The following is a 25,975-nucleotide window of genomic DNA, read 5'->3' on the forward strand; positions in this document are numbered from 1 at the left end:
CTAACCTTTTTTGTGTCTGCCGTTTTTTAGTCAAACAAGGAACGGCTATCCAGCCGCTAAACGTGGCGAAAAAGCATGGGGCGGTTTACGCGGCGCCTTTTGCAGACATCACTGCGCATTAGGGAGCAACTTGATACCATCAAATAGGGGGATTATCGAAAGGATCAAACAACCGACAGTTCAGCGCCAGATTGACTTTCCCTAGCTCTTTGGCTTGCCAAAGCGCTCGGCTAAGTACTTTTTTTCAAGGTCAATGCCGTACTCGTTTTTCACCAGCACTACCACATCGTCATAAATCATATTCCTGGCTTCAGCATTGGCGAGTTCGCGTTCGAGTCGCTTTATCTTTTGTGCAGGTGTTTCGGACGATATAGACACAGGAGAGTGCGTACAAGGTCGTGACCAATCCAACTTACCGTGTTTTCTGAGCCAGACAAGCACGGTACTGCGACCTTGAATACCATAATGCTGTTGAGCCTGTTTATAGGTCAGCTTGCCTTTTTCGACTTGGGAAACCACGTCCAGTTTGAAGGCAAAGGAGTAGTCACGTTGAGTGCGTTTAAGCGTTGTCTTTCCTGGGGTGCTCATAGATAAGTCTCCAATGTGCCTACTTATCTCAGGGCGTGACATTACTTAAAATGCGACTCACTGTCTCGGCAAAGGAGAGAAACACCCCACATTTAACAACCTGTTTATCCATCATATTGTCCTTATCAGAAACACAAAAAACGCCCAATGGCGATGCTCACTAATAAGTTAGTGTATTTTCACTCTCTGTTTTTAAAATCGCTGATTTACGCGACCGAACCTTGATTTTCCCGTTATTGCTACACCAACGAGGCCAAAGATAACACCCCCCCCAGTTACCCAGACAGGGAAGAGTTATGCACTATTTAACACTCCCAACAGAAAATAAATTCATCCTGGCAGGGTGCGCAATTTTAAAAAAAACGGCGCTGTTCGTAGAACCTCTAAATTATCCAAGGCTCCAGTGAAGTCAGAATAAGGTTGGTTTTCTATACGCCAGACATGGTATTCGCCTCTTTGGCTCACCTGACGAATTTGTAAGCAACTTTTTGCCAACTACGCAAAATCTTGCCCCCGCATGACTAGATTCTATGTTTCGCAAACACTAACTTGCCATCAGCCTCTGACTCCTCTAGTTAATATCTATCCTATCGAACAGGAAGTAGATATGGTCGAGGTGGTTAATGTTGGAGATCGAGTTACTGACTAGGATGACCAACTGGTTACGACTCATTGCCATGGACTAGGTAGCTACGAGCGTTATGGTGGCGCAGTTTCACCCAAAAGAGTAATGCTATGGGAATTAAAAGATTGAACAAACTGGCAGCAGTGACGGTCCTTTCGGCTGGATGTGCTTATTCTCCGGTAGCCCTCAGTGGGCAGATACTTGAAGCTAGAAATAATCTAAAAGACTACGCACTGGTAAGCTGTCTTATTGCCATCGATCCAGAGAGCAAATTGGCCAAAGACTTGAATTTCACTAAACGAGCGCTGTCTTTCATGGGTAAAGGTGACTACAGGATTGTTCAAAACGCAGACACATTTGAAACGGAGAATGATCCCTATACCGAAGCTGTTAACATTCTGATAAGTGAAGCGAATCGCTCTATTGGATATATGAAAGATGGCTCATCATCTAGAACTTATGGTTGCTTTAATGCCGCAAAATCCGATGTATTTGATGAGTTTATAGTAAGCCAGGATGAGTTTATTGAAGATTAACTCAACACTAACAAAAAACACAGTCAAAGAGAGGTAGTTTGTAATTTGTAATCCATTCATTAATAACTAGAATTATTCAGAGAGCAATCCATCTTTAAGATTGAATCAGACCTGACAGATTGCTTTAACTCATTTCTTCCACACTTCGAGTTAGAATTTTTACTCATTCATGCTCTGTTAATATGAGTTTGACTTAGTAAAACTAATTTGAAAGCCCAACCTATTAAGCGAACAATAAAAGCTATAAGCAGGGGGCGAAGCCAAATTGATGGTCATATTTTAATATGTGGAGCCACGTTATAAACTCACCTTTGCTCATGCATTTGGTAGACTTAATGCGGCTGTATTGCGAGCGCTATTTGCTTTACTAAAGCCGTTCGAAATCCGCTTCTTTTTCACAGATTACTTCAATGTCTGCGGGAGAACATTACCAAGAGAAAATCACGTTGTAAGCAAAAGATTCACTCAGTGAATTGAGGAGAGCAACTTAACATCAGGTTCAAGATTTAAGCAACTTATCCGTAAAACGATCGGATTTTTGGTTCTTTTCATAGCTAAAAAAATACGACCAATTTTGGTATGCACTAAATTTATAAAGTATTAAAGTCGCACTTGTTATTAGTTTAAACTGGTAAGATAAATAATGTGTGACCTTTATAATAAAATACTTAAGTTAGTAGAAAATCTCGAATCAGCAACTTTAATTGACAATGAAAATGGTAGCTTCTACGTAAAAACATCGAATGACGTTTTTTTCTTATTCGTTAGTGCACAAGGCTACACCAAATTATCCTGTTACCCTACAGATGAAAAAGTCAACCCTGATCATTATAAGTTAATTTTAGAATACAACGCCTGTTATACCGAAACTGGAATTTCAATAGGTATTGATACAGATGGGCATATATGCTTTCAGACATTAATCCTAGATGATGACCTAAAAAATACATTTCTTTCATTTACTAGAAAAATCATTGAATGGACAGATTTACTGAGTGGAAATAGAAGTAAAAACACCTCACTTATAAACAAAGTATTGAGAGTATAATTAATGAAAATTGAATCGTTTACACAGCCAATATTATCAAAAAGCATAGATAAAGAAATTGTTAAAAATGGCGAAAATATTGAGACTGCGCCTAGGTTTAACGCCCTCTCATTAGGAAAGAGTGGAGCTAGAACAGCAGCAATCGATGCCATTTCTGAGGGATTAAAAAAAGAATTCGGGCTCAGTCAAAATGATATTGATAGCTTAATGAAACCAATTAGAGATTCAAAGAAAATCACTGTAGGTGAATTCAATAACCTTGTAAATAAGTTAGGAAAGCAGAAGTCTACTGCTACGATTGTGAGTGAAATAGTTAAACTACCAGCACAGACTAATACTAACATGGCCAAAACTTGGGTTCATGGTACAGATGCTATTGGTGAAATACTGTCCAGCCGCGAAGTATGGGGCGGGCATGCAGGCATAAAAGTACTGGGAGGAGATGCCAGTGGTGGGGTTGAAGATAAATCTCAAACCCACCACTTCTTTGTTGCTCAAACAGGTGACAAAGGGATTAGTGACAGGCCAGGGAATGCGTTTACTAAAGCTAGGCAGAACGCAGCGAATAAGTTACAGAATAATATAGAGCTCGGTTCATGGAAAGCTGCAGGTTATCCTCTTCTGGGCGTTTTAGAGTTTTCAAGTAATCTTGACTCAAGCTTGGATGGGAATACCTTTCAACAGAAAGGAGATGGAATTGGTGGTATCAATACCTTTATGAATGAAAAGGGCAAGTATACACAAAAGCTTGAAGGTGCCATGAAACCACAAGCGTTGAGACTGATGAATGAGCACGATATGGTTAATCTGGCCCTATTTCTAAAAGCAAGCCATGAGTCCGAAGACTTAGAGCAGTTCCTACCAATTCAGATAAGAGTTTTGAATGGTGATAATGCTAAAGCATCAGATAACGTCAATAAGTTTTTAAAGAGTGACAATGGTTTTCGTTCTCTTTTCACTACCGATATGGAAAGCGGTTGGAAAACCTACAATACTCAAGATGTCTTGAACGTAATAGAAAAGCTAAAAGTATAAAAACTTATCTATTATGACTTTGACATGACCGAGCTTGTTGAAAAATGGATAGGTTTCTGAGGTACCCATCTGAGCACCTCATTTCATGCAGAAATTCCTCAACAAGCTTTTGCCCATAATCGTGTCAGGCCGACCTGTTCTGGCACATTATGCCCCCCAAAGTACGGCATCTGAATTACGAATATTTTTGTAATCAGAACCGTACTTTTCCAATGTTGAAACATACTACCTATGCCATTGTGTCGCACAATATCGAAGTATTTGTTATTTCGACGATATATCGCGGAAATCATGGACGTGACCGAAAAAATCAATTCCAGCTGGGGATGGATCGGTATTGAAGCAGCCGAAACCTTAAACGTTGCTCTTTGAATAGCCTGACGTTGAGTTTTTGGGTTAACACCTGACTTTTTGTAATTGGTAGACAGTCCATAATTTCAAAAGTTATCAGGTTAAACTGCTTAGTCGAATCCGGTTCGGCATGTGTCTGTTTGAAAAGAACTGGAGCTAAGTATCACCCGGGTCATACGGCCCCAAAAGCGCTTACCTTCATGAGAAACAACTAGAAAATATCCTCTACCAGCTACCCCATTACCTCGGCAAAAACTGCTCTCATCTTGACCGGGTCAATCTCAATTCGCCTTGGAGATGGCACGATGTAACATCCAAGTGTTACCACGCTGTTAATAAATTGCGGTTAGATAACCATTAACCGCGCAGACATCGTACTTGCGCTGATTTATAGGAACAAAAGGAAGCTAATAATGGCAAGAGTGCTAATGATCACCGGTGACTTTGTCGAAGACTACGAAAATATGGTTCATTTCCAGTCGCTTACCGCAATGGGACACGAAGTCGATGCGGTGTGCCCGAACAAAAAGATAGGTGAAACCATCGCAACCTCTGTTCATGATTTCGAGGGGGATCAAACCTATACGGAAAAACGAGGACATAACTTTACCCTCAATGCGTTATTTAAGAATGTAAAAGCTGAAGACTACGAAGCTCTTTACATCCCAGGAGGCCGTTCGCCTGAATACCTTCGTTTGAACGAGAAAGTGATAGCGCTCGTTCGTGATTTCTTCTCGGCTGATAAACCTGTGGCATCAATTTGCCATGGTATTCAACTACTAACATCTGCTGGGGTGGTAGAGGGAAAAACACTAACGGCCTACCCTGCCTGCAAACCTGAAGTTGAGCTTGCGAAAGGGAAATATGTAGAAATTGCTATGGATGAAGCGATCACAGATGGAAAGCTTGTACAAATCATGATATCAGCAACTTCACCTCATTTCTGAGGGTATGCTGTAGTCGTTACTTGTCACTGATTGCAGATGGTGAAATAGCGAGAGATGACAACCCCTAAGACCATTAAATGCCGCTCCTATTCTGGAGAATAAAATGGCGCGGAGCCAAGCGCGTCAAAAACGTTACGACGCTTAACTCTGAGCGCCTTTAAGGATTCACGGATCTATAAATTCAACCTCTTTGAGCGCCCACTTCATTGGTCCAATAGTCATATCTATGTTTACCTAAACCACCTGAAGATACTCGAATTCAGGTGTTTGGAGCATAAGGCGACAGCCCCTGAAAAGCCTCTTGAATATCCTCTTTCCCTTCATTTTCCTATCTATCAGCGGCTCTTCCCGAGGTATTCTAAAAAGTTAATCGTCTCAATATTGCAATATGGGACATGGCACTAATCGTTTACTCATATTCTCTCTTATGCGACTCAATTGACTGCATGCTTTCATTTAGTCTCTCCAGAGTCGTTGAGAAAAAGTAGTATTCTCAATGTTAAGATAATTACCATTACATCAAATGCCTGCGACACAAACACTGCTCAAAAATTATTCACACACTGACTTCTGATTTTTTGAGAAAGTAGCGTGGAGTCGTTCTTAGAGACTCGTTTTCTTTCGCACACATTCAAATTTAAGTGCAAGTCACTGGATAAAAACCAAAGGATTGGGAGGTAGCTTGTCTACGGTCACAAAGTCTTTAAATTTCACCTCTCTCGTTGAAGAGAGCAACAAGAGAATTGCGGACATTAAGCGCGAGCAAAATTCGTCTGTGACAAGCACGGCGCGGAATTTAGGGTTTGCTGGATTTGCGCTTGTTGGATTGATGCTTTTGGGGACGATCCTGTTTCAGATAATTACCGGTGTTATTGCTCTGGTGGTTGGGCTTGGTGCTGTGGCACTTATGGTTTACGCCTTTCGTTATCTGAAAATGGCGGATCCCATGATTAAGCAAAAAATGCGTAATCATGTTTTAAAGAAAATGATTGAAGAAGCGAAAACTCACAAAATTGAAACCTTGACCCATATGGTTATTGAGTCAGGGAATCGTTTAGATTCTGCACGTGCAGCAAGGGACAAAATGGGTGGTTTTGTCAATAAAATCAATGCACGGCTCAAAACATCAAATAAAGAGTCATCTAACTACGCAAGAAAGGTTGAGATGGCTGAAAAAGTTGAAGCCGCTTATGGCATGGTAAAAGCCAACGTAGATCGAGCCGCCCGGGCGCATAAAGAATTAGAAATAAAAGTCCGCGATTATAAAGAAATGGCTGAATTTTCTGACATGGTGGGTGACGCACTGAAATTTGCCAATGATTCCAACGGTAACAAACTTGAGGAAATGCTTGGCATGGAAGCGTTTGCAGCCATTGAACAAGACTTCCATGAAGCCATGGTGAGTGTTGAGAACTCCGTTGCGGATTACGAAATTGACAACAAAGAATAGGAGCTGATATGTCGAATATCGAGCAAGAGACTAAAGTCGGTAAAACAACGAAAGTGATGCAGATTTTCATTGGTATTTTGTGCGCCGCGACTTTGGCTCTGGGTGTTCTTAGCTTCCTAAGTACGACAAACGGAGATTCATCAGAAAGCCACAACAACAACGTATTAACGGAAAGCCCATTTTAAGCTAAAGGAGAATAGCGAAATGAAACATCAATATTTGGTGGCTGCTGCACTCGCAGTATCTTTTATATCGAGCCCTTTGGTAGCTAAAGAGCTTGTGATGGGAACCGGCGGTCCTACGGGTAACTATTTTGGTATGGGTAATGATATTGCTGAATACTGTGCCGATGAAGTAACAGACTTCGACTTAACCATCACAAACTCCGGTGGGTCTGTTGATAACTTGCTCGGTATTACCAATAAGAAGTATGCACTCGGTATGGTGCAAGAAGATGTTCTTAACTTTCATGCTAAGCGCTCACCCAAACAGGTCAATAAAAACCGCATAAAGGTTCTATCTGGTTTACACGAAGAAGCCGTACACCTTTTAATTCCTAAAAACTACAAACCCAAGGGTAATGATAGTGGCGGAATGTGGACTAAGTGGTTCGGTGGCTCTGAAAAGAAAGCACAGAAGTTTGAACTCCCTATGCTAAAAGGACAGACAGTAGGCTCATGGGGAGGCTCGATGGTCTCGGCACAAGCGCTGAGCTACTTCTTCAATTTGAATCTCTCTGTCGTTGAAGCCGCCAACAACCCAAATGACACCAGCATGCCGCTAGTTTTGGTTGGTGGTGCACCTTACGCAGTGGTTGATGAGTATTTGAAAACGGGTAAGTGGACATTGGCAGAACTGGATTATGACCAAATTTCCCAGACGGCCGGTTTCTACAGCAAGCAAAACGTTAATTACCAAATTGCTGGCAAAGTGCAGTCAATTGAGACCGTTGGTGTGCGCGCACTATTGGTAGGCAAGTCCTTCCGTAAGAAAAAACGAAACGCATCGATGATTGAATTGGCAACGTGTATTTATGCCAATGTTGCTGACTTGGCTGATGATCCTAACACGAACCCTAACTGGGCAAGTGTTTATGACTATCTAGAAGATGAGGGCCAATCAGATTGGTCTTACTTCCCTCTTGATGAAGATAAGTTAGAGGACGAAGAGTACTAGCTGGCGCTCAATCATAAGGCAGATACAGCCAGGGAGTTTTAGATTCCTCTCGGTATACTCTCTTTGCTCTGACTCGCTCTAGCGCTTGGTTGTTCCTATGCCAGGTACTAGAGCTGATTCGTTTGCCTTGGTCGCCCCAAAAAGGAGGCGTGCGCTGGGAACTTCAGCATGGGTATTTTCGCTAATTTCGCTAAATTTGAAAAAGCGCCTTCTTTTTTCAGCTCATCTCGACACAAAGTATCTCTTTCAATTTGAGGCAAATAAAAAAGTGACTGCTATTGAGCTCCTCCCTAAACTCAGTAGAAGGCAGTTGCTTTTCAAGTCGCCTGGCTACGCTCAGTGGCACATGCATATCCTTATTACCATGCCAAAACACAACATGTGTCGGTAACGAACCTGGTTCAAAATCCGGTTTCCCCACCAGTCGCTCTACTTCTCGACATACCGAATATAAGCCTTGTTGCCAGCCGTAGTTAAGAACGTTACAAAATTCTTTTTCGAACTTGCTGTCGAGGAAACGTGTCTTTTCTTCACCAACAACACTTGATGAGATGAGGCTATAGACTTTATGCGGGTTTTTCCGGAACGTGGTGTACATTAAGTTCGCTATCAACCGAAAAGCTTTGGGGACATCTCTGGCTAAAAGCATACTCACCCGCCAAAGCGGATTCATTTGCTGAAACTCTGATTTTTCCGTAGAGGCTAAACCAGCGCTAACAGCAATGAGCTTTTGCACTCTGTTAGGGTAGGCATTCGCAAAACTGCCCCCGTAAAGCGCCCCCATCGAAAAGCCCAAAACGGGCAATTGAGTTATTTTCAAATGCTCAAGTAATACGTTTAGATCTTCTGCAAATGCTGAAAGAGAGCCATTTTTGTCCACACTCGATCTGCCATAGCCCGGACGATCAGGCGCGATAATCCGGTAACCCAACTCGCTGATCTCATCTGAGGTTGCCATCAATTCCAGCTCCTTTCCTCCCCCCAGAATGCTGTGTAAGTAAAGTATGGGCTTACCCATTGGTTTACCATACTCGGAATAACTCAATGTTCGTCCATCCTTCACGGTGACCTGTTTTACTTCTTGGTTCTGAATCGAACCACGATATAGCGCGACTTGTTGCGCTTGCTCGATGATAGGCCTAGGGCCGGTCAACAAAATGCGGACTAATTCAGTCTGTCGCTGCGTTTTGGTTTTTGACAGCAAGGATTTTAGATGGCTTCTCGCCGTGTGCTCAGTAACATGCATCTCATTGGCCAACTCTTTCACCGAAAAGCCCCGAATGAGCAGGCAGGCGACCTCCACCTCTTTTTTTGTCAGGCCGTAGTATTGCGTCAAGGAATCGGGGATAGACACGGGCTGGTTTTTCGGACTCGACAGGAAAGCCGCGACAAGCTGATTCCCGCTCTCATCTTGTTGGCCATAAATGGTGCTGAGCAGTACCATCAATTTTTCCAGAGGACGGGCAGCCTCTCCCAACATTAATACCTGATTGTGCTTACCAGAAAAATCTAAAGCGACTGCCTGAATAGCTTTAAACAAGCGGGCTTTTAACTCCCTGTCCTTGACGTTAATGATGCCATCTTCGATCTTGAGCAGGCCTTGGTTTTCCAGCATTTTCTTGGCGAGAAAGTTACTTTCCAGCACGCTTCCTTTACTGTTTAGAATGAGCAGGCCAACAGGAAGCTGATCAAGCACCGACGTCATAATGGCTCTATAGGATTCTCGTACATTCAGTTTTTGTGCGATCCCCAGAGCAGATTTAAAATGGCGTAATAGAATTGCATCAAGCTCTGTTTGGCTATATTGGCCGCTTGCCTCTTCAGAATCTGATGATAGAGGGCAAACCTGAAGTAATGCACTTTGCAGAGATATCGTTTCTGGCGCTTCGCTGCCAGGGAGAAATGTGTTCTGGTGATGCTGGGAATATCCCCTAAAGTCTTGGTAATTCGTGTTTTCCAGTAAATTAGCAACCGCTGTCACTAATACTGGCCATTTTTCAGGATCAACTGCCGCTTCATAAATATTTTCAATAAGATCATGAAGCTTTTCATTAGAGATCAACACAACAACAACCTACTGCTATACCCGAATAACCTGAAGATTCAGGATTCAGCGAGATTGACTGGCGTTGTGATCGCGGTGTGCCTTTACAGGTGTCGTCATCTCCATCAAAAAGTACAACGATGAGCACGGCGTCAGTCAACTCGCCCGAAGGAAGGCCTTCAATGCGCCCACTTCTTCGTTAAACCTCAGGGGAAATAGAACGACTATTCCTCGTGAAATTTGCCTCAAGCTGAACGCATTGATGACCTTTGAACACAAGTATCTTCAGTCTGTTTGGGTATATCAGAATGAAGACGCTCAATATTGATTAGATGTTTAGCTAAGCATCAAAAATTTGTGCTTAGCTAATCTGAAAGAATATTAAAGTCAGGCTTTATCAGCCCTCTCAATTCTAATAATCAAGTTCTGTGTTATTCGCTCATACCTCGGTTGCTTATTTTGAAGGAAGTACATAGCTGCTTACAGTAGCCTCCAGTTGCCGGGTAATCGTTACTGGATTGGAATAAGCCGACACTTCTGACTTCATCCTTCGCACTCGGCTCATACCGGTACGTTCCGAATAGCTGATCCCATAACACGATGGCGTTGCCGTAATTTGAATTAGCTTCATCAACCGACGTTGAATGGTGCCAACGATGCAGCTCGTTAGTGTTAAATAGGTAATTCAGCCCACCGTTTCTAAGGGGAATATTAGCGTGTTGAAGCATTAATACGGGTTGGCTGATGGCAAGGTACCCCAGAAAGGCCTGAGCAGAAAAACCAAGAAGCATGACAGGAAAGACCCCAACCGAAAAATTGATGATGTAGTTGAGTGGATGAAAGCGTAAATTATTGAAAGCATATAACCTTACACTACTGTGATGCATGGCATGGAAACGCCACAGTGGCATGGCGGTGTGGTGCAGGCGATGTGACCAATAGCGCCCAAATTCAACCAGCAGCGTGACCATGATGATTTGTACCGCTATTGGCAAGCTACCGAGGTTTGTACTGTCTGCAGAAAGCGTGAATATCGAATATAGAGCGATAATGGCAATAGGGGCCATATATTTCAAAGCGGGGTCCAGAATACCTGCGAGCACCAATGCGCTAGCCACATCCATCTTAATATCGCCCTGACTATTGTTCCATGTGGCTTTGAAGGGGTGTATGCGCTCGACAATACTCGCGGCTAAAAGTGTCATGATGGTTGACACCAACACAGCAAGTTCAAGATCCCAGCCTTGTGTGTAAGCAACAGTAAAAAGCGTGATGCTCAGAAACAGGGAGACAGAAAGTAAGTAGCGTGATAGTAAATGAACCATGGTAACCCCCTTTTTATGTGTTGAGGGTCTACCTTAAAGTCTCCCTATAAGGGGAGAGTCAAGCTTTGCATCTTCCAGCGCACAGGAAGGGTTATTCTCAAGACAGTCCAGAATGCTTGTTCTGTATTCTGAGAGGTGTTCTTTTTTCATTTCAAGTTGGATGATCGTGTCATTAATATCAGCGATTCTCTGGGTGATCATCTCTAAAATAGAATGCCAAGGGCTGGCATGACGCTCCCGCTCAACAAATTTCTTCATCTGTGACAATGTGAAACCCAGTGATTTGGCTTTGATGATCAACCTGACAAGGGCAATGTGATCTTTGTTGTAAACCCGATACTTGCCAGATCTCTTTATGTTGTTCAGCAAACCAATCTCTTCGTAAAACCTTATTGCCTTAATAGATGCGCCCGTCACTTCCGATAATTTGCCAATGTACATCTCGTCTTGCTCCTGGCTATAAGCTTGGCTACTGATTGATAGAATAGTGCAGCTCTCGAGAGAGGTTTTAAGACCGTGTATTTTTCAGTTACATCCCACCACCTTGCAACAGACACAGGCCTATCACTTCGAGACCAAAATTGCTTAACTTTTAACCAGATCATACTTAAAATTCGTATCCGCCACTACACTCGATAGATAGCTAAGGATTCTCTCATCCTTAATTTCTAAGGGGAAATGTATGCTCGACAGGCTGGATTGTCTTCACAAGTTGCTCCCCAGTGGCAGCAAGCACAGTGTTGTGCCTATGTATATGTTCGCTAACGATGCAGGGCTACCTGTGGTGCTGCGTCTGAACATTCGCGGGGGGGATACCTCTCTCCCTATCATGGTGGTGGCGTTTGATATCGACACCCTCGCCAAGTCAGTGTATTGCGATATTCAGTACCCTAGGGAAAAAGTACATTTCAAACTATACGGACAACTCACCTCCTCACGCTTTCATATCGGCACCCACGAAATTACCAGTTGGGGATCGTTGGAAAAACTCGCCATTGAGTGGCTGAAATCGACAGAAACCACCTCCTGAAAAATTAACCTTGTGGGCCCTTTTCTGGGTGGATTTAGTGAGGCTGAAGGTCTCACTTTCAAGAGTATTTCGAGAAACATGAAGCCCTACAGTCAAAAAGAAAGCTTTAAGCCATGGCCCATACCATAAGTGTTTGAGTTAGTTAATACACTTTAAAAAACCCTCCTACACCAAACTCACTTTACACATCATATTGTTAACGACGCCTGCTATAAGCCCTGGCTGAAAATATATGTTCAGTACTCACATTGATCCATTGGGTAAAGAACTTTTTCTGTTTTTACGACAAAGAAATAGTCAGTCGGAGATTCACAACAAAGCGAATAGAAAAAAGGAGGCAATACGCGACATCCCACTTGGGTTGACCTAATAACTCTATTGGAAAGGAGTAGAAATATGAGTTTTCAACCACGTTTCAGCACCAATATCGTAAAACCCATCACCATTGCAATCGCCTTATTCTCTGCCGCATGCTCTTCTGACTCTGTGACTTCAGAAAACGCGCCTGCATCTGATAATTTCACTATGATCCATTCAGCCTGGCTTGGAGGTTTCCAATGGCAAGGTGTTCAAGAGCAAGTCTTGAAGCAACAATCCGCCACCTTCAATACCCCCGACATGCCAGGACATGGGGCAGACAAAACCAAACCAGCAGACATTACTTTCGAGGATTATGTCAAAACAGTGACCGATATCTTGGATAAACAAGATGATAAGACCATTTTGGTCGGTCACAGTTTTGGAGGGATGATTGCAAGCCAAGTGGCCGAAGCGCGCCCTGATAAAATCAGTGCACTGGTTTACCTCTGTGCTTTCATGCTGCCTGATGGTGTCTCTTTTATGGATGCCACGCAAGGCGTTCAGGGCTCTGCCGTGCTCGATAACCTCTTCTTTAACGAAGATAAAACAGCCGTTGGGATCAAAGAGTCCGAAATCCATCATGCCTTTGCCCATGATTTACCCGCAGAAGCCGTTGAAGGTGCAAAAGCCGCTATGGTGATGGAGCCGACTGCACCGCTCACCTATAAGCTGTCGCTGACAGAGGAAAATTATGGCAGCATTCCGCGCTATTACGTGAAATGCTCTGAAGATAATGCTATTCCACCAGCCGTTCAGGACGCGATGATTCAGGGGCAACCTGTTAAAGGTACGTTCACGCTTGATTCAAGCCATGCCGTGATTTTTTCTGATCCAAAAGGTGTCGCTGATGCATTAGTTGCCGTCGCGGATGCCGAGCGCAACGAATAGTATCCACCGTTTTTCTGATCTGTTTGGAACTATTGCGATTGTATTGATTACAAGAAAAGCAAAACAGTAAATCTGGCCTCTGGTTATATTCGAAAATCAGAAAAGGTATACGTAACAAGCCGCACAGTAGGGACTAATGTGCGGCTTTTTTACTTTACATCATCATTCCCCTTGTGGAACGAACAACATGGAAGTGAGGGCCATCGCTACAAGCGCTTGTCTTGCGCTCCGCGGTGAAGCTGCTTTCTGCACTTCCGGTGACAACAGGGAGCAAGCATTGAGTACAAACAAGAACTTTGGCTTAACGTCGACCACTGAAATCCTGCTGACCAGTGAGGCGGGTGATAAGATGTCAGTGGTACCAAACCAGCCTTTTACCACCGAATGCGAAGAAAGTGACAAGCGGGTTGTGATCCAGCCAGATATCACCAAACAGACCATTACCGGAATTGGTGCCTCTTTTACCGAGTCGGCAGCGTTTGTTTTAGCGCATCTACCGCCAGCAAAACGCCATGAGGTAATGGAAAAGCTTTATGCCGAATCAGGCGCCAACTTCTCGCTGACGCGCACGCCAATTGGTTCTACCGACTTTTCAGTCGAAGGCAAACTGAGCTACGCCGAAGTAGAAGGTGATACTACGCTTGAGCATTTCACCATCGAGCCAGACAGCAATGGCTTTTCAAAAGCCAAGTATCCTGGAATTCAGGATGAATCGTTCGATGTGTTACCGATGATCAAAGAGGCTCAGTCGATTAAAGCCATACAGGATGACAGTTCCTTGAACATCATTGCTTCCGCGTGGACAGCGCCGCCCTGGATGAAGGACATCAATACCTGGTTTATCAAAGGCTCGGAAAAGAACGACTGGGAGGGAACGGGCGGCTCGCTCAAACCGGGATATGAATCCACTTATGCGGATTATCTGGTGAAGTACCTTGATCATTACAAAGAAGCCGGCGTTGATATCTGGGGCTTAACGCCAGTCAATGAACCACATGGCAACAGCGGCAACTGGGAGAGCATGCATTTCTCTGCTGAGAGCCAGAATACCTTCATCAAAACCTTCCTTGGTCCGGCCTTAAAAGAAAGCGCTTTCAGCGATACAAGATTGCTGATCTACGATCAAAACCGCGATCATCTGGAACATTGGACGGATATCATCCTGAGTGATCCAGACACCGCGACTTATGTCTATGGATCTGCGGTTCACTGGTATTCCAGCACGGTCGATGTGTATGAGAAGGTATTGGAGAAGGTACACAAAAAGTTCCCGGATTTTGCCATCATTCATACCGAAGGATGTATCGATGATCTCGGTAAACCTGCGCCAAAAGGTATTCTGGATCCGGTTAAGTTTCAGGAGTCCGGCTGGTTTGATAATGACGGGTTCTGGTGGAATGAAAACGCCACGGATTGGGCATACACTGCCACCTGGGCGCCAAACCCGGAAAACCACCCCATCTATACGCCGGTGCATCGCTACGCGCGCGATATTATTGTTGGCTTCAATCACTGGATGAACGGCTGGGTAGACTGGAATGCCGTATTAGATGCCAAAGGCGGCCCCAACCACGCTGGGAATTTCTGTGGCGCGCCAATCATGATTGATACGGAAACCGGCCACGTCTACTACACGCCAATTTACCATGTGCTGGCACAGTTCAGCCGCACGATTCGTCCTGGTGACCAGGCAGTCAAAACCGATACCGTGTTAGGCGGATTGGGGCATGATGATTTGCATGCCAGCGCGACGCTGAATCAGTCGGGGTTGCTCAGTGTACAGCTGCTGAACACGACCAAGAAGTCGATACAGTTTAATTTGAGGATTGGTGCGCAGGTTGCGCAGATAACCCTTCCAGCGAATGCGTTGCAAACGGTGAGGGTTCAACTACTAAGGATAGGTGCTTGAGGAAGTGAAAATTTGAAGTAAGACTGCGCAATATACTGAGTACTGCGCAGCCTCTCGCTGAATTACAGCGCTTCTACGTTAGTCGCTTGAGGACCTTTTTGGCCTTGCTCAACGTTAAAACGTACTTTTTGGCCTTCAGCCAATGTTTTGAAACCGTCAGAAACGATTGCACGGAAGTGAACGAATACGTCTTTGCCGCCGTTGTCTTGAGTGATGAAGCCAAAACCTTTAGTTTCGTCGAACCATTTTACCAGACCAGTCATTTTATCAGACATAGTAACCTCTAATTTTGTATTTTAATGAGTGTGTTAACGCGAAACATCAAAGCAGGCGTTAAACAATAAGGCTGTACGGAAAGCTATTGAATGGTCGATGAAGCACAAGTTGACGCAGGGTATTAACGAAGACTATCGAGAAGTCACTGAGCAGAAACTTAAACTAAATTTGGCATTAACAGCTCTTTCTGAGCCAGACGCGCACTATACAGGCTACTGGTTAAATAGCGAGCTTTATTTTCACTTTTCACGCATACCGCCGTTTACTTGTATACTCCATCCTCTGTTTTCTTCGTTCTGGAAGCCTCTCCATGCCATCTACAGCAGCCAATACCGTTGTCGTGCTCGACTTCGAAACCACAGGTTTATCGCCAAACATGGGCGACCGTGCCATTGAAATTGGTGCGGTGAAGCTAGTTGATGGTGAAGTGGTCGATACCTTTCAGGAATTGATGAACCCTGGCTTCCGTGTCAGCAGTTTTATCGAGGGTTACACCGGCATTAACAACAATATGCTACGTACGGCACCGGACTGTGAAGATGTGATGATCAGGTTTGCGGAGTTTATCGCCGGGTTTAACCTTGTGGCACATAACGCCTCTTTCGATAAACGCTTTTTAGATGCGGAGTTGGAGCGTCTGAGCGCGGGTTACTCCGGCCAGTTTACCTGTTCAATGCTCATTGCACGTCGTTTGATTCAGGACTCTCCGACCCATAAACTTGGCGATCTGGTGCGTTTCAAACACATCGCACACGATGGTGTTTTCCATCGCGCGTTAGCGGATGCCGAAATGACAGCAAAGCTCTGGCTTCTGATGCTGCATGAACTGGAGCAACAAGGTATCACCAACCTAACCTTTGCACAGATGCAAACCATCAGTAAAACCAGCAAGCAGGCATTGCCTTCCTTTTTGAACAAACAGCGCAGCAAAATCAGTCTTTAGTATCAATCTCTTAGACAACAATTATGCGACATGTTAGTGCAACTGAATTCACTATTGAGATTTCGCGCAAATAAACACAACCTGGCAATCGTCTTGAGTAGACTTAGTCGTCTATACATGTAAGAACGAAACGATCCGTAATGTCAGGTGAAGGAATGAATATCCTGGATAAGTCGCTGTTAACCTCCGCCATTCGATACCTTTTCGTGCTGCCGCTGCTGTTATTCAGTCAGCACGCAGTGTCCCAAAGATTCACTGTCATGACAGAGGATTTTGCGCCGTTTGGTTATGTGGAAAACGGTGAGCTGAGAGGTTTATCCGTCGAGATAGTGAGGGAGGTTTTCGCGATTGTGGAACACCCTGACGATATCGAGCTCCTACCATGGGCGCGAGCTTTCAAAGAGACACAGCGGAAAAAGCGCCGTATTATTTTTTCTATGAGCCGCACCAAAGAGCGAGAGCCACTATTCAAATGGGTTGGCCCTTTGATCGAAGACAGGGTGCGTTTTTTTCGCCATAAAGATAGTAACGTTGATATCCAATCATTGGATGATGCACGAGCGGTGAACTCTATTCTGGTCACCCGTGGTTTTCCAGAAACAGACTTTCTTCAGGCTAAAGGTTTCAACAACCTCTTCGTGACCAATTCGCCGGTGCAAAGTTTTGGCATGCTGGCAATGGAACGGGGGGAGTTGGTCCCGATTGGGGAGTTTGCCTACCAGTCGATGATACTAAAAAGTGGTATTAATCCGGACACCATTGAAAAAGTCGACATCCAGTTATTTAACATCGAGCTTTATATTGCCTTCTCGAAAGACACATCAAATGAAGAAATTGCCCGCTGGCAAGCAGCATTGGATCAGGTAAAAGCATCAGGCAAGTATGGGGAAATCATACGCCGTTATTCGGACCTTGGATATTAGTGTGAAAGTCCAGCAGATGCCTTGGGATGATTACCAATAAGATTCAAGAACGGTCGTACCTTTATAGGTCTTGCACTTAAAACGGGTTTTCTTGCCACTTTCCCCTTTGCAGCTCACCATGGTGAAAAGGGTGTCTTTGTCCCATATAGACTCAAAGTTTTGGTCGAAACCACAATCGGCACTATAAAAGCTCTCCGCCTGCGCTGCGCAGTATTGATAGGCTTCATGTTCCCCGCCGCGGGCATCCAACATTGCCGAGCGCATTTTTTGTTCTTTGAGAATATTGGCAATGTGCTCTTTATCCGGCATCTCAAACCAGTCTATGCGTGGGTTTTCTACATCAAAGCTTTTCTGGATCCATGTAGCTTCTTTGATCGTACCGGAGAATTTGATAGAAAGGTTTTTCAGATAATCGACATCCACGTCAGACAGTCCTTCGAAGCCAGCAAGGTCAGAGAGTGTAAAAGGCTCTCTTCCCACTCTAACCATCAGTTCTTCCTCGCTGGCTTCCTCAATCAAGCCCTCCAATGCTGTGAAGGTCACACCATCGCATTCATAGTTATATTGACGGTCAGCAAAGCACTGCTCCAAAAAGACATCACCGTCTTTTTCGTTTGAACAGCCTAAAACTGATAACAATGAAACTGCAAGAATTGAAGTCCTAAGCACTACCGAGAGATCCATTCCCAAAAAAAGATGACCTGTAGTGATTTTTGTACATATAACGTTCAAATTGCAAACCTATCAGTGTGTTTTGTGGCGCTGTTGGCTAATTTAAAATCCAATAATAGAACATCGTTCTGAAATCACACTTTTTTCATCGCACTTTTTACTGCTAAAACAGTGAAAATGAAAACCACATAGACGGCGGAGATGACTTGAGTGTTCACTACCATTACTATCAAAGCAAAGCTTGCTGAGAACCTTTTTACTTTCTATCAAGACCTGCTCGGCATGCGATTGACTGATTCAGGCTGGCAGTTTGAAGGCGAAAGTGCATCCCTCTCTTTTGTGCCGTCAGAGACCTCTTACCAACCAGCAGCAACCGATGGCTTTTGGAAAATCGGCATCACTGTGGTGGACTTGGACGCCGCCTGCCAATGGCTGCGTTCGCAGGGTGCGAATGTCTCTTCCCCCCGCCAGTTTCAGGATATTGGCTACCTCGCCCACCTGTCTGATCCCAATGGGCTGATCATTGAGCTGCTACAAACCACTTTTGAAGGTAATAAGCCTGAAAACCTGACGCTCTCACACCCTGTAGCTGATGGTGCGACGTTAGCGCACATTACGCTTCGCTGTCATAACAAAGATGCCATGCAGAAGTGGGCTGACGGCATTGGCCTTACGCTGAAATCTATCCAGCCGGTTACCCAATATGGCTTCACACTCTATTTCTACTCCTTCATTGATGAGGCTTTGCCAGAGCAGGATTTAAATGCAGTCGCTAACCGCGAATGGTTGTGGCAGCGTCCCTACACTGTGCTGGAGTTTCAGGTGGTTCATGACGCACAGCCTTTCGCTTTGCCTGAAGAGGGAGAAAGCGGCCTGTTTGCTTTTGAGGCAAGCGGGGAGGAAATCACGCCTAAAACACTTAAAAACGCAGGGCTCGGGAAATGAACTCCCCAGCTTTCGCCGGGGAGTGGTAGGCTAAATCAGCTTTTTGTTCATTGAATCAGCAATGTAATCCGCCTGACGGATCGCGAGGGCGACAATGGTCAGAGTCGGATTTTCAGCCGCACCCGTGGTGAATACGCTGCCATCAGAAATAAACAGGTTATCGATATCGTGGGACTGCCCCCAGCGGTTGACTACACCATCCTGTGCCTTGGCACTCATCCTGTTGGTGCCAAGATTATGCGTCGACGGATATGGAATGACTTTGTGGGTTTTCACTGCGCCGACGGCATCATAAATGGCGGCACCTTGCTTGTAGGCATGGTTTCGCATGGCGATATCATTGGGGTGATCATCGTAGTGCACATTAGGAACCGGTAATCCGAATTGGTCTTTGACATCGGTGTTGAGCGTGATGCGATTGGTCGAACGTGGCATGTCTTCGCCGACAATCCACATGCCCGCCATACGCTCGTAGCCTTCCATGTCTTTGGCAAACTCCTCGCCCCAGGCCCCCGGCCTTAAAAAAGCCGCCATAAAAGGAAGGCCCAGCGAAAGGGTTTCCATTTCATAGCCACCAACAAAGCCTCGGGATGGGTCGTGTTTGGACTCATCAGTCACAATCCCCGCCATCGTGGTTCCGCGGTACATGTTCACGGGATTTTCGAACTCAGCATACACAGAGCCTGTCACGTGGCGCATGTAGTTACGCCCCACTTCGCCTGAGCTGTTTGCAAGCCCATCCGGATACATGGCAGTAGCGGAGTTCAGCAGTACACGCGGGCTTTCAATTGAGTTACCGGCTAAGCAGACAATGCGCGCCTTCTGATGTTGCTGATTACCGTCGGCATCTACATAAAGTACACCATCTACTTTGCCTGATGCATCGTGGGTAATCTTCAGCACATGGCAGCTGGGCCTAAGCTCAAAGTGACCTGTCGCTTCCGCTTTCGGGATCTCAGTGTAAAGCGTCGACCATTTCGCACCCATTCGACAGCCCTGAAAGCAGAACCCAAGCTGCTGGCAGGCTGCCCGTCCATCTCGCGGTTCGGAGTTGATTGCCATGCGTCCGGTATGCACATTTTTGTAGCCAATTTTAGTGGCACCAGCTTGCAATACCTTGAAGTTGTTATTGCCGGGAAGGCCTGGGATATCATGGGTGCGGGTCACGCCCATTTTGTCTTCCGCTTTGTCGTAATAAGACTCAAGCTCCGCCAGTGTGATTGGCCAGTTCAATAAGGTGGCATCTTTGACATCGCCATACACGTCTTGGGTACGGAATTCGTGCTCCTGAAAGCGAAGGCTTGCGCCTGCCCAGTGAAGTGTTGAGCCGCCAACGGTTTTGCAAATCCAGGCGGGTAAGCCGGGAAAATCCCTTGCTACTTCCCAGGTGCCGGACGTGGTTCTGGGTTCCAGCCAGGCTTCTTTACCAAACATCTTCCATTCGTTGTTTTCAAAGTCCTTGCGGTAATCAAGGCGCGAACCGGCTTCAAGACACACAACATCGACGCCTTTTTGTGCCAGCTCATTTCCCAAAGTTCCGCCACCAGCTCCGGAGCCAATGACTACCACCACATTCTCGTCAGTCAGGTCATACTGCTTAGCCATGATTATCCCTCCTTACCGGATGTTGGCAGCCATTGAATATCGTCAAAGCCACGGTTGATGTAACCACCTTTTTCAAATGAAGAGCCTTCAAAACCAAAGGCAGGCCAGACACCAGGGTTGTCATAAAGGGACACCACCATGTTGCCGCGGACTGCCTGAAAAAAAGGTTCACTCGCCACCTGCTGAAGCAGTTCAGCTTGCTTCGACGAGGCAAGGCCATTCCAATCACCTCCCGCGTCTTTCATGAGGTTTGCTACGCCATCAGTCAGAGCTTTTTTCAAAGCAGGATCATTGGCGGCCTGCGCATCAATACTTTCCACGCTAGCGGCATAGTAGACATCACCAAGACTCGGGTGGGGATAAATACTGCGGGCAATGTTCACTAGATTGTTTGCGGTTTTGTTATCCAGCGCTTTGACTGTCAGTGCCCAGGATTTACCGGACAGGGAAATACCCACTGCCACATAGGCATAAGCGGCGGTGGCGGTCATCACTCCCATTTTTAGAATGGCTCGTCGGGAGTATTGGGGTTTCACGTTATTCATTGCTGTTCTCCTTGCTTTCAGTGTCCTTTTGCAAACAGTGCTGCGCTTCTTCTATTGGAAACGTCCGGACTGCTCAAGGAATTCGATTTTGTAGCCATCGGGATCGGTCAGGAAAAAGAACCTCGCCATAGGCGTACCTTGGTAGCTCATGGACTTAATTTCGGCAGGGTTTAGATTGGCATCGCTGATTTTGCAGTGCGTTGCTGCCAGATCGTCCACACAGACGGCAAGGTGCCCATAGCCCGTTCCGTGGGTATAGGGTTCGGTCTGGCTGTGGTTATGCGTTAATTCCAGCTCAAAGTCGTTACTGGCATTGCGCAGATAGATGAGGGAAAAGCCTTCAAAATCGAAGCGCTGTGCAACGTCGAGATCGAGGGCGGTTTTGTAAAAAGCTATTGAGCGATCCGGATCGTAAACCCGGATCATCGAATGAATGAGTTTCGCCATAAGCTCCTCCATACGTTATCGGGTAAACCCACTATAACGATGGGAACAACTGCTTAGGTGGTATCATGCTACCGCATGTAAAAATATTGTTAACATCACGAAGGTCTGTTGACCTATACCACTTTTTTCTCCAACTCGGCTTGTTGGCGAAGTTCAGCGTTGGCAAGGTCCAACACTCCGTGTGGCTCGCTCAGATAAAGAATACAGCTACAGCGAAGCAACGACGCAAAGTTGGTGACATCACTGTTGATATCCAAGGCTTCATCGTAAAGCGTGGAAAGGAACTTACCCGTGTTCATGCCCTGGGAGTGAGCGATATGATCGATGATTTGCCAGAACTTCTTTTCCAGCCTGACACTGGTGGAATGACCCGCAAGGCGAACAGAGCGGGAATGCATCTCGTAATTGGTGGGATCCTGCCCAGCGAAAATGGTACACATGACTTCTTACCTTTGCGCTACTACTCCTATTGAGCATATCCATAGTCGCGATGTGGTCTTGCCTCATCCTTAAGACAGTCAAGCGATAGGAAACTTTACGTCTGTCTACAATCAGCAAGTCTCATCATTCTGTTCAAGGTATTCACATGCAGCCTCAACCCCTTCATGAGCAGCCATTCGGAGGTATTTTTTGCCCTTGCTTTTATCAACAGCGATGCCAAAACCCTCGTAAAGAGCCTTACCATAGTGATATCGGGCAAGTCGCGAGTAGCCCGCTTCGTCGTTGAGTTGTGCCCCCTGTTTCATCAGGGCTGTGGAGCGGACGGGATTGGGGGCGGAGTAAACGCCGTTTTCATGGATTTGGGCTAGCAGTAGCATAGAATAAACGTCGTTCCATCGAGCAATGCAGTCTTCGAGAATAGCGACTGCAAAATCATGGTCACCGGTTTTCTCCGCGAAGTAACCATAAAGACACTTCATGCGGTTCTCACTGTCTAATTGTTCGGTGTAAGCAAATTCGCTCGTCTGCGCAGATAGGGTAAGAGGCAGAGAAAAAACACCAATACCCAGAAAAACTCTCCATTCAGACATGAAACAACCTCTTCAACCAATCCCGACAGTCTTGGTTTCACACTAGCAGTCATTCGCTTTTCCAACCGAAAATAACCTGCCATTTTGTCAGATCTAGGTGAAAAAATGAGGAAAACCGGACAGTGATAAAGCCGTATCGGTATTGAGCGGAATGATAGTTTTTCGCCTCACTACAAACAAAGATGTAAGACAACTGACTTACAAATGATTAGTTTCTAACGACAATTCAAAATTCTTGAAACACATCTCAGTTTTTACACTGATAAGTGATAACTTTCACATTAAATTTATGACCAGCACTTTTTCCACGCGATGCCAGATTTTAAAGACATACTCGACATCCACCCCAATCCCTGCGTTATACACATAAACTTTGTTCCTAAGTATGCCAATAACGCATTCGCCAAGTTCAGTGGAATGGCGAGTGCAGAAGACGTGCTGAGTCTGCCTTCGATCCGTGTGCTCTTTGAAGAGGAACACTGGCCAGAAGCTCAGCGCCGTTACAATCATGCGATGGAAACCGGGATCCCAACGTCACCGGAAGTGATTAATCATACGGATTTGAAAGGGAGTCCGATGATCGCAGAAATCACTGACAAAGTGATTGACTGGTATGGTGAAAAAGCCATGTGTACGTTTGTGAGTGTTGTGACCGACCAAATCCGTCGTGAACGCACCTTGCGTGATATGGCAAACCGGGACGACCTCACCAATCTTTACAACCGCCGTTATTTGCTGGATTTGTTCAGTGAACGCCATGCTGCCCAACAGCGTCGCCAGTATCTTGCTATGGCAGATATCGATCACTTCAAACGTATCAACGACACCTTTGGCCATCCGGTTGGCGATATTGTATTGCGTCGTTTTGCTCAAGAAGTTGAAGATTTCACCGCACCGGATGAGTATGCGTTCCGTCTTGGTGGGGAGGAGTTTGCCCTGCTTATCTGGGCGGATAACCAAACCGAAGCCACCTTGAGATTAGAGCAACTAAGACAGGAGGTGGAAGACTGCGAAGTGCGGGTCAGTCACCCTAATTCACAGCCTCTTTCCATCAGTTGCACTATATCCATTGGCGCGACAGCGCTCGACGCAACAGAAGATTTTCTGTCAGCCAGTTTACGTGCAGATGAAGCGCTTTACACTGCAAAGAAAACCGGACGTAACCGAGTGATAAATTACGACGAGCCCTCTGATGATAAAAGCTAAACACTAACCGGATTTGAATATCTATGATGCTGTTGGCTGGAAAGGCAGCCCAGCATCACCCTGTTACGCCCCGCTTCTTTGGCTTGGTACATCAAGCGGTCTGAGTGATGCAGCAGCGCCTCAAGCGACGTTTCCTTTCCATCTTTATCCACCAACAACGCCCCGATAGATACTGTCACGGTTAAACCGATGCCGTCCTGAGAAGCCTGTGGCACAATAAAGCTACATATATAGTCAGCGTTTACTTTTAGGTCGTGAAAGTCTTCTGCAGGTAGCAACAAGCAAATCTCTTCGCCCCCAATACGCGATATAGCCACAGCCTCACGCAGATAGTTGTTAAGCGCCTTACTCAAATCATTCAGCACTTCGTCACCTTTCAGGTGGCCGTATTTGTCGTTAATTTTCTTGAAATGGTCAACATCAAGCATCAACACCCCCAATTGACCACGCTTGAGCATAATTTTTACACGCTTGCTCGCGAAAACCCTATCTAGGCCGCGTCGATTCATCAGTCCAGTCAAGGAATCCGTAAACGCATATTCTTCAAGTTTGCTGTTCAGCGCCTTAAGGGCCCGGGTTTTGCGATTGACTGCCTGTTTAAGCAAGAGGATGTAGCTAGCTGCACCAAGTAAAAGCGCTGATCCCATGAAAGGCCAAAGCCAGCCGGGGATTTTCGTGGTTCTGCTGGTGTTAAGCCACTTCTGTTTGATGCGGTCTATTTCATGAGGAGGAATATTCTTTATACCGCTTTCGATTTCACGCATCAGTAACTCATTGCCTGCTGGCACGGCGGCATACAGCATTTTCTTGTACATACGCTCGATAGGCACGAATCCCAGCGAATTCTCCTGCTGAAGCAAGTAGTAAGTAGCGACCTGCGTGTCCACCAACATGCGTTTGACTTTGCCATTCCTCGCGGCCTGAATCAGCGCAGCATTGTTATCAAAACCCATAGTGGCAACCAATGGGTAGCGCATCTTCAGATATTCCTCTTCAAAGCCGCCGCTTACCACACCAATCACCATACCCGGCACCACGCCCTGTGTTTTCAGCTCTTCGCTATCGTTTACCACATAGAGGGTGGTGGTAATTTCAAAGAGGGGAAAAACGTAATCCAGATATTTATCGCGGGATTCTGAGTAGAGCAAACCGGCGTGTACTATTCGTCCGCCTTCTTGCATGGCAACTAAAGAGTCGTTCCAGTCTGAGAGAGCAAATTCAACAGGTGTATTATTAATCTCTGAAAACAACTTCCAGTAGTCGACCAACAACCCTTTGGCGATGCCATTTTCCGAAAAAGCAAATGGCTTCCAGCTATGAGAATTCGTTACGATGATGGTGTCTTTATCCGTTTCAGCCAACGCAACCGACTGGGAGATCCCCAGTGCGAGTACCACAACGCCACACACGAACCGGCATAACCGAAGCAAATGCATCAAAGGCAGCTTTTCCTCCAGATGAATCAGTGCCAACATTGTCGCAAAAATTAATCAACAGACCACATATTGTTTAACGATTGAATAGTCAGAGCGGGATATAGATCCATGAATTGATGAAAAATTTCGTAAAACGCTTACGGCACAACGAAATAATGTCATTTTTTTTCAAAAAAACTCAGGCATGATCCTCGCTAAGTGAGCTATCTTTTGACGCATTCAACCCAATGTTTACTGATGTTCACTGCTCTTTATCTAATCGTTGCTGATTAGTGATCTAGATAAGTTTATGTGGTAAATTTACGGCCCTGAAAAAGGCACTTGGCTGTATCATTTGGGTGGAACGTGGAAGGAAGGTTGGAATAACCCTTTTTCCATTGCCTATGATCAAATTTCCGCCATATAAAGCATGTATACTTGTGCCCGCTTTCATCGATGAGTTGTGTTGTCCAAGCGAATCTGCGTTTGGACAACACAATTATGTGGCATGAATCTGTATTAACGCTGTAAGAGCACCTGGCAATATTGCCGCTCATCACACAGTAGCTTGTTGTTTTATTACAAAACACAAGAGCCTGAATAACGTGGCTACAGTGACATTTATCCCTTGGGTAGTAAAAGTTCGACCGGAGAG

Annotated in this window: 26 protein-coding genes and 1 pseudogene; 15 read left to right on the plus strand and 12 right to left on the minus strand. The window is 45.4% G+C overall.

The window, feature by feature from the left end; translation table 11 throughout:
• Positions 1-163 precede the first annotated feature (163 nt).
• A pseudogene (locus VP504_RS08960) lies at positions 164-588 on the minus strand (IS3 family transposase); the annotation flags it as partial.
• A 735-nt stretch (positions 589-1,323) separates the two neighbouring features.
• Between VP504_RS08960 and VP504_RS08965 the strand changes: the two are divergent.
• The 8 genes from VP504_RS08965 to VP504_RS09000 all read left to right on the plus strand — a co-directional run bounded on the left by VP504_RS08965 (position 1,324) and on the right by VP504_RS09000 (position 7,756).
• Complete coding sequence (locus VP504_RS08965) at positions 1,324-1,749, plus strand: hypothetical protein (protein WP_325890889.1); 426 nt, start codon at positions 1,324-1,326, stop codon at positions 1,747-1,749.
• 286 nt (positions 1,750-2,035) lie between these two features.
• Complete coding sequence (locus VP504_RS08970; protein WP_442788872.1) at positions 2,036-2,221, plus strand: IS1 family transposase; 186 nt, start codon at positions 2,036-2,038, stop codon at positions 2,219-2,221.
• Between the two features lie 171 nt (positions 2,222-2,392).
• Positions 2,393-2,797 carry a hypothetical protein gene (locus VP504_RS08975; protein WP_325890890.1) on the plus strand — a complete coding sequence of 135 codons (405 nt, stop codon included), beginning with the start codon at positions 2,393-2,395 and terminating at the stop codon, positions 2,795-2,797.
• Between the two features lie 3 nt (positions 2,798-2,800).
• Positions 2,801-3,832: a hypothetical protein gene (locus VP504_RS08980; RefSeq protein WP_062710410.1), complete on the plus strand. Its 1,032-nt coding sequence runs from the start codon at positions 2,801-2,803 to the stop codon at positions 3,830-3,832.
• A gap of 764 nt (positions 3,833-4,596) precedes the next feature.
• Entirely contained in the window at positions 4,597-5,130 is a 534-nt protein-coding gene (locus tag VP504_RS08985) for a DJ-1/PfpI family protein (RefSeq protein ID WP_325890891.1), read from the plus strand.
• Between the two features lie 682 nt (positions 5,131-5,812).
• Complete coding sequence (locus VP504_RS08990; protein WP_062710416.1) at positions 5,813-6,580, plus strand: hypothetical protein; 768 nt, start codon at positions 5,813-5,815, stop codon at positions 6,578-6,580.
• 8 nt (positions 6,581-6,588) lie between these two features.
• Positions 6,589-6,765: a hypothetical protein gene (locus VP504_RS08995; protein WP_198159504.1), complete on the plus strand. Its 177-nt coding sequence runs from the start codon at positions 6,589-6,591 to the stop codon at positions 6,763-6,765.
• Between the two features lie 19 nt (positions 6,766-6,784).
• Positions 6,785-7,756 carry a TAXI family TRAP transporter solute-binding subunit gene (locus VP504_RS09000; RefSeq protein WP_062710420.1) on the plus strand — a complete coding sequence of 324 codons (972 nt, stop codon included), beginning with the start codon at positions 6,785-6,787 and terminating at the stop codon, positions 7,754-7,756.
• A gap of 217 nt (positions 7,757-7,973) precedes the next feature.
• On the opposite strand, the gene VP504_RS09005 is transcribed toward VP504_RS09000, so the two are convergent.
• From VP504_RS09005 to VP504_RS09015, 3 genes are all read right to left on the minus strand, one after another.
• Positions 7,974-9,821: an alpha/beta fold hydrolase gene (locus VP504_RS09005; RefSeq protein WP_325890892.1), complete on the minus strand. Its 1,848-nt coding sequence runs from the start codon at positions 9,819-9,821 to the stop codon at positions 7,974-7,976.
• A 410-nt stretch (positions 9,822-10,231) separates the two neighbouring features.
• Positions 10,232-11,125 (minus strand): sterol desaturase family protein, encoded by an 894-nt coding sequence (locus VP504_RS09010; RefSeq protein ID WP_062710425.1) that lies wholly within the window; start codon positions 11,123-11,125, stop codon positions 10,232-10,234.
• A gap of 33 nt (positions 11,126-11,158) precedes the next feature.
• Entirely contained in the window at positions 11,159-11,566 is a 408-nt protein-coding gene (locus VP504_RS09015; protein WP_325890893.1) for a MerR family transcriptional regulator, read from the minus strand.
• Positions 11,567-11,807: 241 nt separating this feature from the next.
• Between VP504_RS09015 and VP504_RS09020 the strand changes: the two genes are divergently transcribed.
• The 3 genes from VP504_RS09020 (at position 11,808) to VP504_RS09030 (ending at position 15,312) form a co-directional block, all read left to right on the plus strand.
• Positions 11,808-12,155, plus strand: a complete 348-nt coding sequence (locus tag VP504_RS09020) for a hypothetical protein (RefSeq protein WP_325890894.1) — start codon at positions 11,808-11,810, stop codon at positions 12,153-12,155.
• Between the two features lie 396 nt (positions 12,156-12,551).
• Positions 12,552-13,403, plus strand: a complete 852-nt coding sequence (locus VP504_RS09025; RefSeq protein WP_325890895.1) for an alpha/beta fold hydrolase — start codon at positions 12,552-12,554, stop codon at positions 13,401-13,403.
• Positions 13,404-13,590: 187 nt separating this feature from the next.
• Positions 13,591-15,312 (plus strand): glycoside hydrolase family 30 protein, encoded by a 1,722-nt coding sequence (locus VP504_RS09030; RefSeq protein ID WP_325890896.1) that lies wholly within the window; start codon positions 13,591-13,593, stop codon positions 15,310-15,312.
• Positions 15,313-15,374: 62 nt separating this feature from the next.
• Here the strand turns inward: VP504_RS09030 and cspE are convergent, their stop codons facing one another.
• The gene (cspE, locus tag VP504_RS09035) at positions 15,375-15,587 is read right to left on the minus strand and encodes a transcription antiterminator/RNA stability regulator CspE (RefSeq protein WP_062710440.1); all 213 of its coding nucleotides are present in this window, start codon (positions 15,585-15,587) and stop codon (positions 15,375-15,377) included.
• Positions 15,588-15,898: 311 nt separating this feature from the next.
• Between cspE and VP504_RS09040 the strand changes: the two genes are divergently transcribed.
• Together VP504_RS09040 and VP504_RS09045 are read left to right on the plus strand one after the other, a co-directional pair.
• Positions 15,899-16,531: a 3'-5' exonuclease gene (locus VP504_RS09040; RefSeq protein ID WP_325890897.1), complete on the plus strand. Its 633-nt coding sequence runs from the start codon at positions 15,899-15,901 to the stop codon at positions 16,529-16,531.
• A 155-nt stretch (positions 16,532-16,686) separates the two neighbouring features.
• Entirely contained in the window at positions 16,687-17,454 is a 768-nt protein-coding gene (locus tag VP504_RS09045) for a substrate-binding periplasmic protein (protein WP_325890898.1), read from the plus strand.
• A 30-nt stretch (positions 17,455-17,484) separates the two neighbouring features.
• Here VP504_RS09045 and VP504_RS09050 read toward each other — a convergent pair whose 3' ends face one another.
• The gene (locus tag VP504_RS09050) at positions 17,485-18,123 is read right to left on the minus strand and encodes a hypothetical protein (RefSeq protein ID WP_325890899.1); all 639 of its coding nucleotides are present in this window, start codon (positions 18,121-18,123) and stop codon (positions 17,485-17,487) included.
• 213 nt (positions 18,124-18,336) lie between these two features.
• Between VP504_RS09050 and VP504_RS09055 the strand changes: the two genes are divergently transcribed.
• Positions 18,337-19,071, plus strand: a complete 735-nt coding sequence (locus VP504_RS09055) for a VOC family protein (protein ID WP_325890900.1) — start codon at positions 18,337-18,339, stop codon at positions 19,069-19,071.
• Between the two features lie 30 nt (positions 19,072-19,101).
• Here the strand turns inward: VP504_RS09055 and VP504_RS09060 are convergent, their stop codons facing one another.
• The 5 genes from VP504_RS09060 to VP504_RS09080 form a co-directional block, all read right to left on the minus strand.
• A complete protein-coding gene (locus VP504_RS09060; RefSeq protein ID WP_325890901.1) occupies positions 19,102-20,676 on the minus strand; it encodes a GMC family oxidoreductase in 1,575 nt (524 codons plus the stop codon).
• A 2-nt stretch (positions 20,677-20,678) separates the two neighbouring features.
• A complete protein-coding gene (locus VP504_RS09065; protein WP_325890902.1) occupies positions 20,679-21,221 on the minus strand; it encodes a hypothetical protein in 543 nt (180 codons plus the stop codon).
• 51 nt (positions 21,222-21,272) lie between these two features.
• Positions 21,273-21,668 carry a VOC family protein gene (locus VP504_RS09070; RefSeq protein ID WP_325890903.1) on the minus strand — a complete coding sequence of 132 codons (396 nt, stop codon included), beginning with the start codon at positions 21,666-21,668 and terminating at the stop codon, positions 21,273-21,275.
• 113 nt (positions 21,669-21,781) lie between these two features.
• The gene (locus VP504_RS09075) at positions 21,782-22,108 is read right to left on the minus strand and encodes a ribbon-helix-helix domain-containing protein (protein WP_325890904.1); all 327 of its coding nucleotides are present in this window, start codon (positions 22,106-22,108) and stop codon (positions 21,782-21,784) included.
• Between the two features lie 111 nt (positions 22,109-22,219).
• Complete coding sequence (locus VP504_RS09080; RefSeq protein ID WP_325890905.1) at positions 22,220-22,699, minus strand: sel1 repeat family protein; 480 nt, start codon at positions 22,697-22,699, stop codon at positions 22,220-22,222.
• A gap of 312 nt (positions 22,700-23,011) precedes the next feature.
• Between VP504_RS09080 and VP504_RS09085 the strand changes: the two genes are divergently transcribed.
• A complete protein-coding gene (locus tag VP504_RS09085; protein ID WP_325890906.1) occupies positions 23,012-23,905 on the plus strand; it encodes a GGDEF domain-containing protein in 894 nt (297 codons plus the stop codon).
• On the opposite strand, the gene VP504_RS09090 is transcribed toward VP504_RS09085, so the two are convergent.
• Entirely contained in the window at positions 23,902-25,341 is a 1,440-nt protein-coding gene (locus VP504_RS09090; RefSeq protein WP_325894011.1) for a transporter substrate-binding domain-containing diguanylate cyclase, read from the minus strand. The two genes, VP504_RS09085 and VP504_RS09090, sit on opposite strands and share 4 nt — an antisense overlap.
• Positions 25,342-25,975 lie beyond the last annotated feature (634 nt).

It is taken from the genome of Grimontia sp. NTOU-MAR1, from assembly GCF_035758505.1.
GTDB classification, from domain to species: Bacteria; Pseudomonadota; Gammaproteobacteria; order Enterobacterales; family Vibrionaceae; genus Enterovibrio; species Enterovibrio marinus.

Coding starts and splice junctions, on each gene's coding strand:
- VP504_RS08980 (WP_062710410.1), top strand. CDS start 2,801: ATGAAAATTGAATCGTTTACACAGCCAATATTATCAAAAAGCATAGAT.
- VP504_RS09085 (WP_325890906.1), top strand. CDS start 23,012: ATGCCAGATTTTAAAGACATACTCGACATCCACCCCAATCCCTGCGTT.
- VP504_RS08975 (WP_325890890.1), top strand. CDS start 2,393: ATGTGTGACCTTTATAATAAAATACTTAAGTTAGTAGAAAATCTCGAA.
- VP504_RS08985 (WP_325890891.1), top strand. CDS start 4,597: ATGGCAAGAGTGCTAATGATCACCGGTGACTTTGTCGAAGACTACGAA.
- VP504_RS09000 (WP_062710420.1), top strand. CDS start 6,785: ATGAAACATCAATATTTGGTGGCTGCTGCACTCGCAGTATCTTTTATA.
- VP504_RS09090 (WP_325894011.1), bottom strand. CDS start 25,341: ATGCATTTGCTTCGGTTATGCCGGTTCGTGTGTGGCGTTGTGGTACTC.
- VP504_RS09070 (WP_325890903.1), bottom strand. CDS start 21,668: ATGGCGAAACTCATTCATTCGATGATCCGGGTTTACGATCCGGATCGC.
- VP504_RS09045 (WP_325890898.1), top strand. CDS start 16,687: ATGAATATCCTGGATAAGTCGCTGTTAACCTCCGCCATTCGATACCTT.
- VP504_RS09015 (WP_325890893.1), bottom strand. CDS start 11,566: ATGTACATTGGCAAATTATCGGAAGTGACGGGCGCATCTATTAAGGCA.
- VP504_RS09010 (WP_062710425.1), bottom strand. CDS start 11,125: ATGGTTCATTTACTATCACGCTACTTACTTTCTGTCTCCCTGTTTCTG.
- VP504_RS09080 (WP_325890905.1), bottom strand. CDS start 22,699: ATGTCTGAATGGAGAGTTTTTCTGGGTATTGGTGTTTTTTCTCTGCCT.
- VP504_RS09060 (WP_325890901.1), bottom strand. CDS start 20,676: ATGGCTAAGCAGTATGACCTGACTGACGAGAATGTGGTGGTAGTCATT.
- VP504_RS08965 (WP_325890889.1), top strand. CDS start 1,324: ATGGGAATTAAAAGATTGAACAAACTGGCAGCAGTGACGGTCCTTTCG.
- VP504_RS09065 (WP_325890902.1), bottom strand. CDS start 21,221: ATGAATAACGTGAAACCCCAATACTCCCGACGAGCCATTCTAAAAATG.
- VP504_RS08995 (WP_198159504.1), top strand. CDS start 6,589: ATGTCGAATATCGAGCAAGAGACTAAAGTCGGTAAAACAACGAAAGTG.
- VP504_RS09030 (WP_325890896.1), top strand. CDS start 13,591: ATGGAAGTGAGGGCCATCGCTACAAGCGCTTGTCTTGCGCTCCGCGGT.
- VP504_RS09025 (WP_325890895.1), top strand. CDS start 12,552: ATGAGTTTTCAACCACGTTTCAGCACCAATATCGTAAAACCCATCACC.
- VP504_RS09075 (WP_325890904.1), bottom strand. CDS start 22,108: ATGTGTACCATTTTCGCTGGGCAGGATCCCACCAATTACGAGATGCAT.
- cspE (WP_062710440.1), bottom strand. CDS start 15,587: ATGTCTGATAAAATGACTGGTCTGGTAAAATGGTTCGACGAAACTAAA.
- VP504_RS09040 (WP_325890897.1), top strand. CDS start 15,899: ATGCCATCTACAGCAGCCAATACCGTTGTCGTGCTCGACTTCGAAACC.
- VP504_RS09020 (WP_325890894.1), top strand. CDS start 11,808: ATGCTCGACAGGCTGGATTGTCTTCACAAGTTGCTCCCCAGTGGCAGC.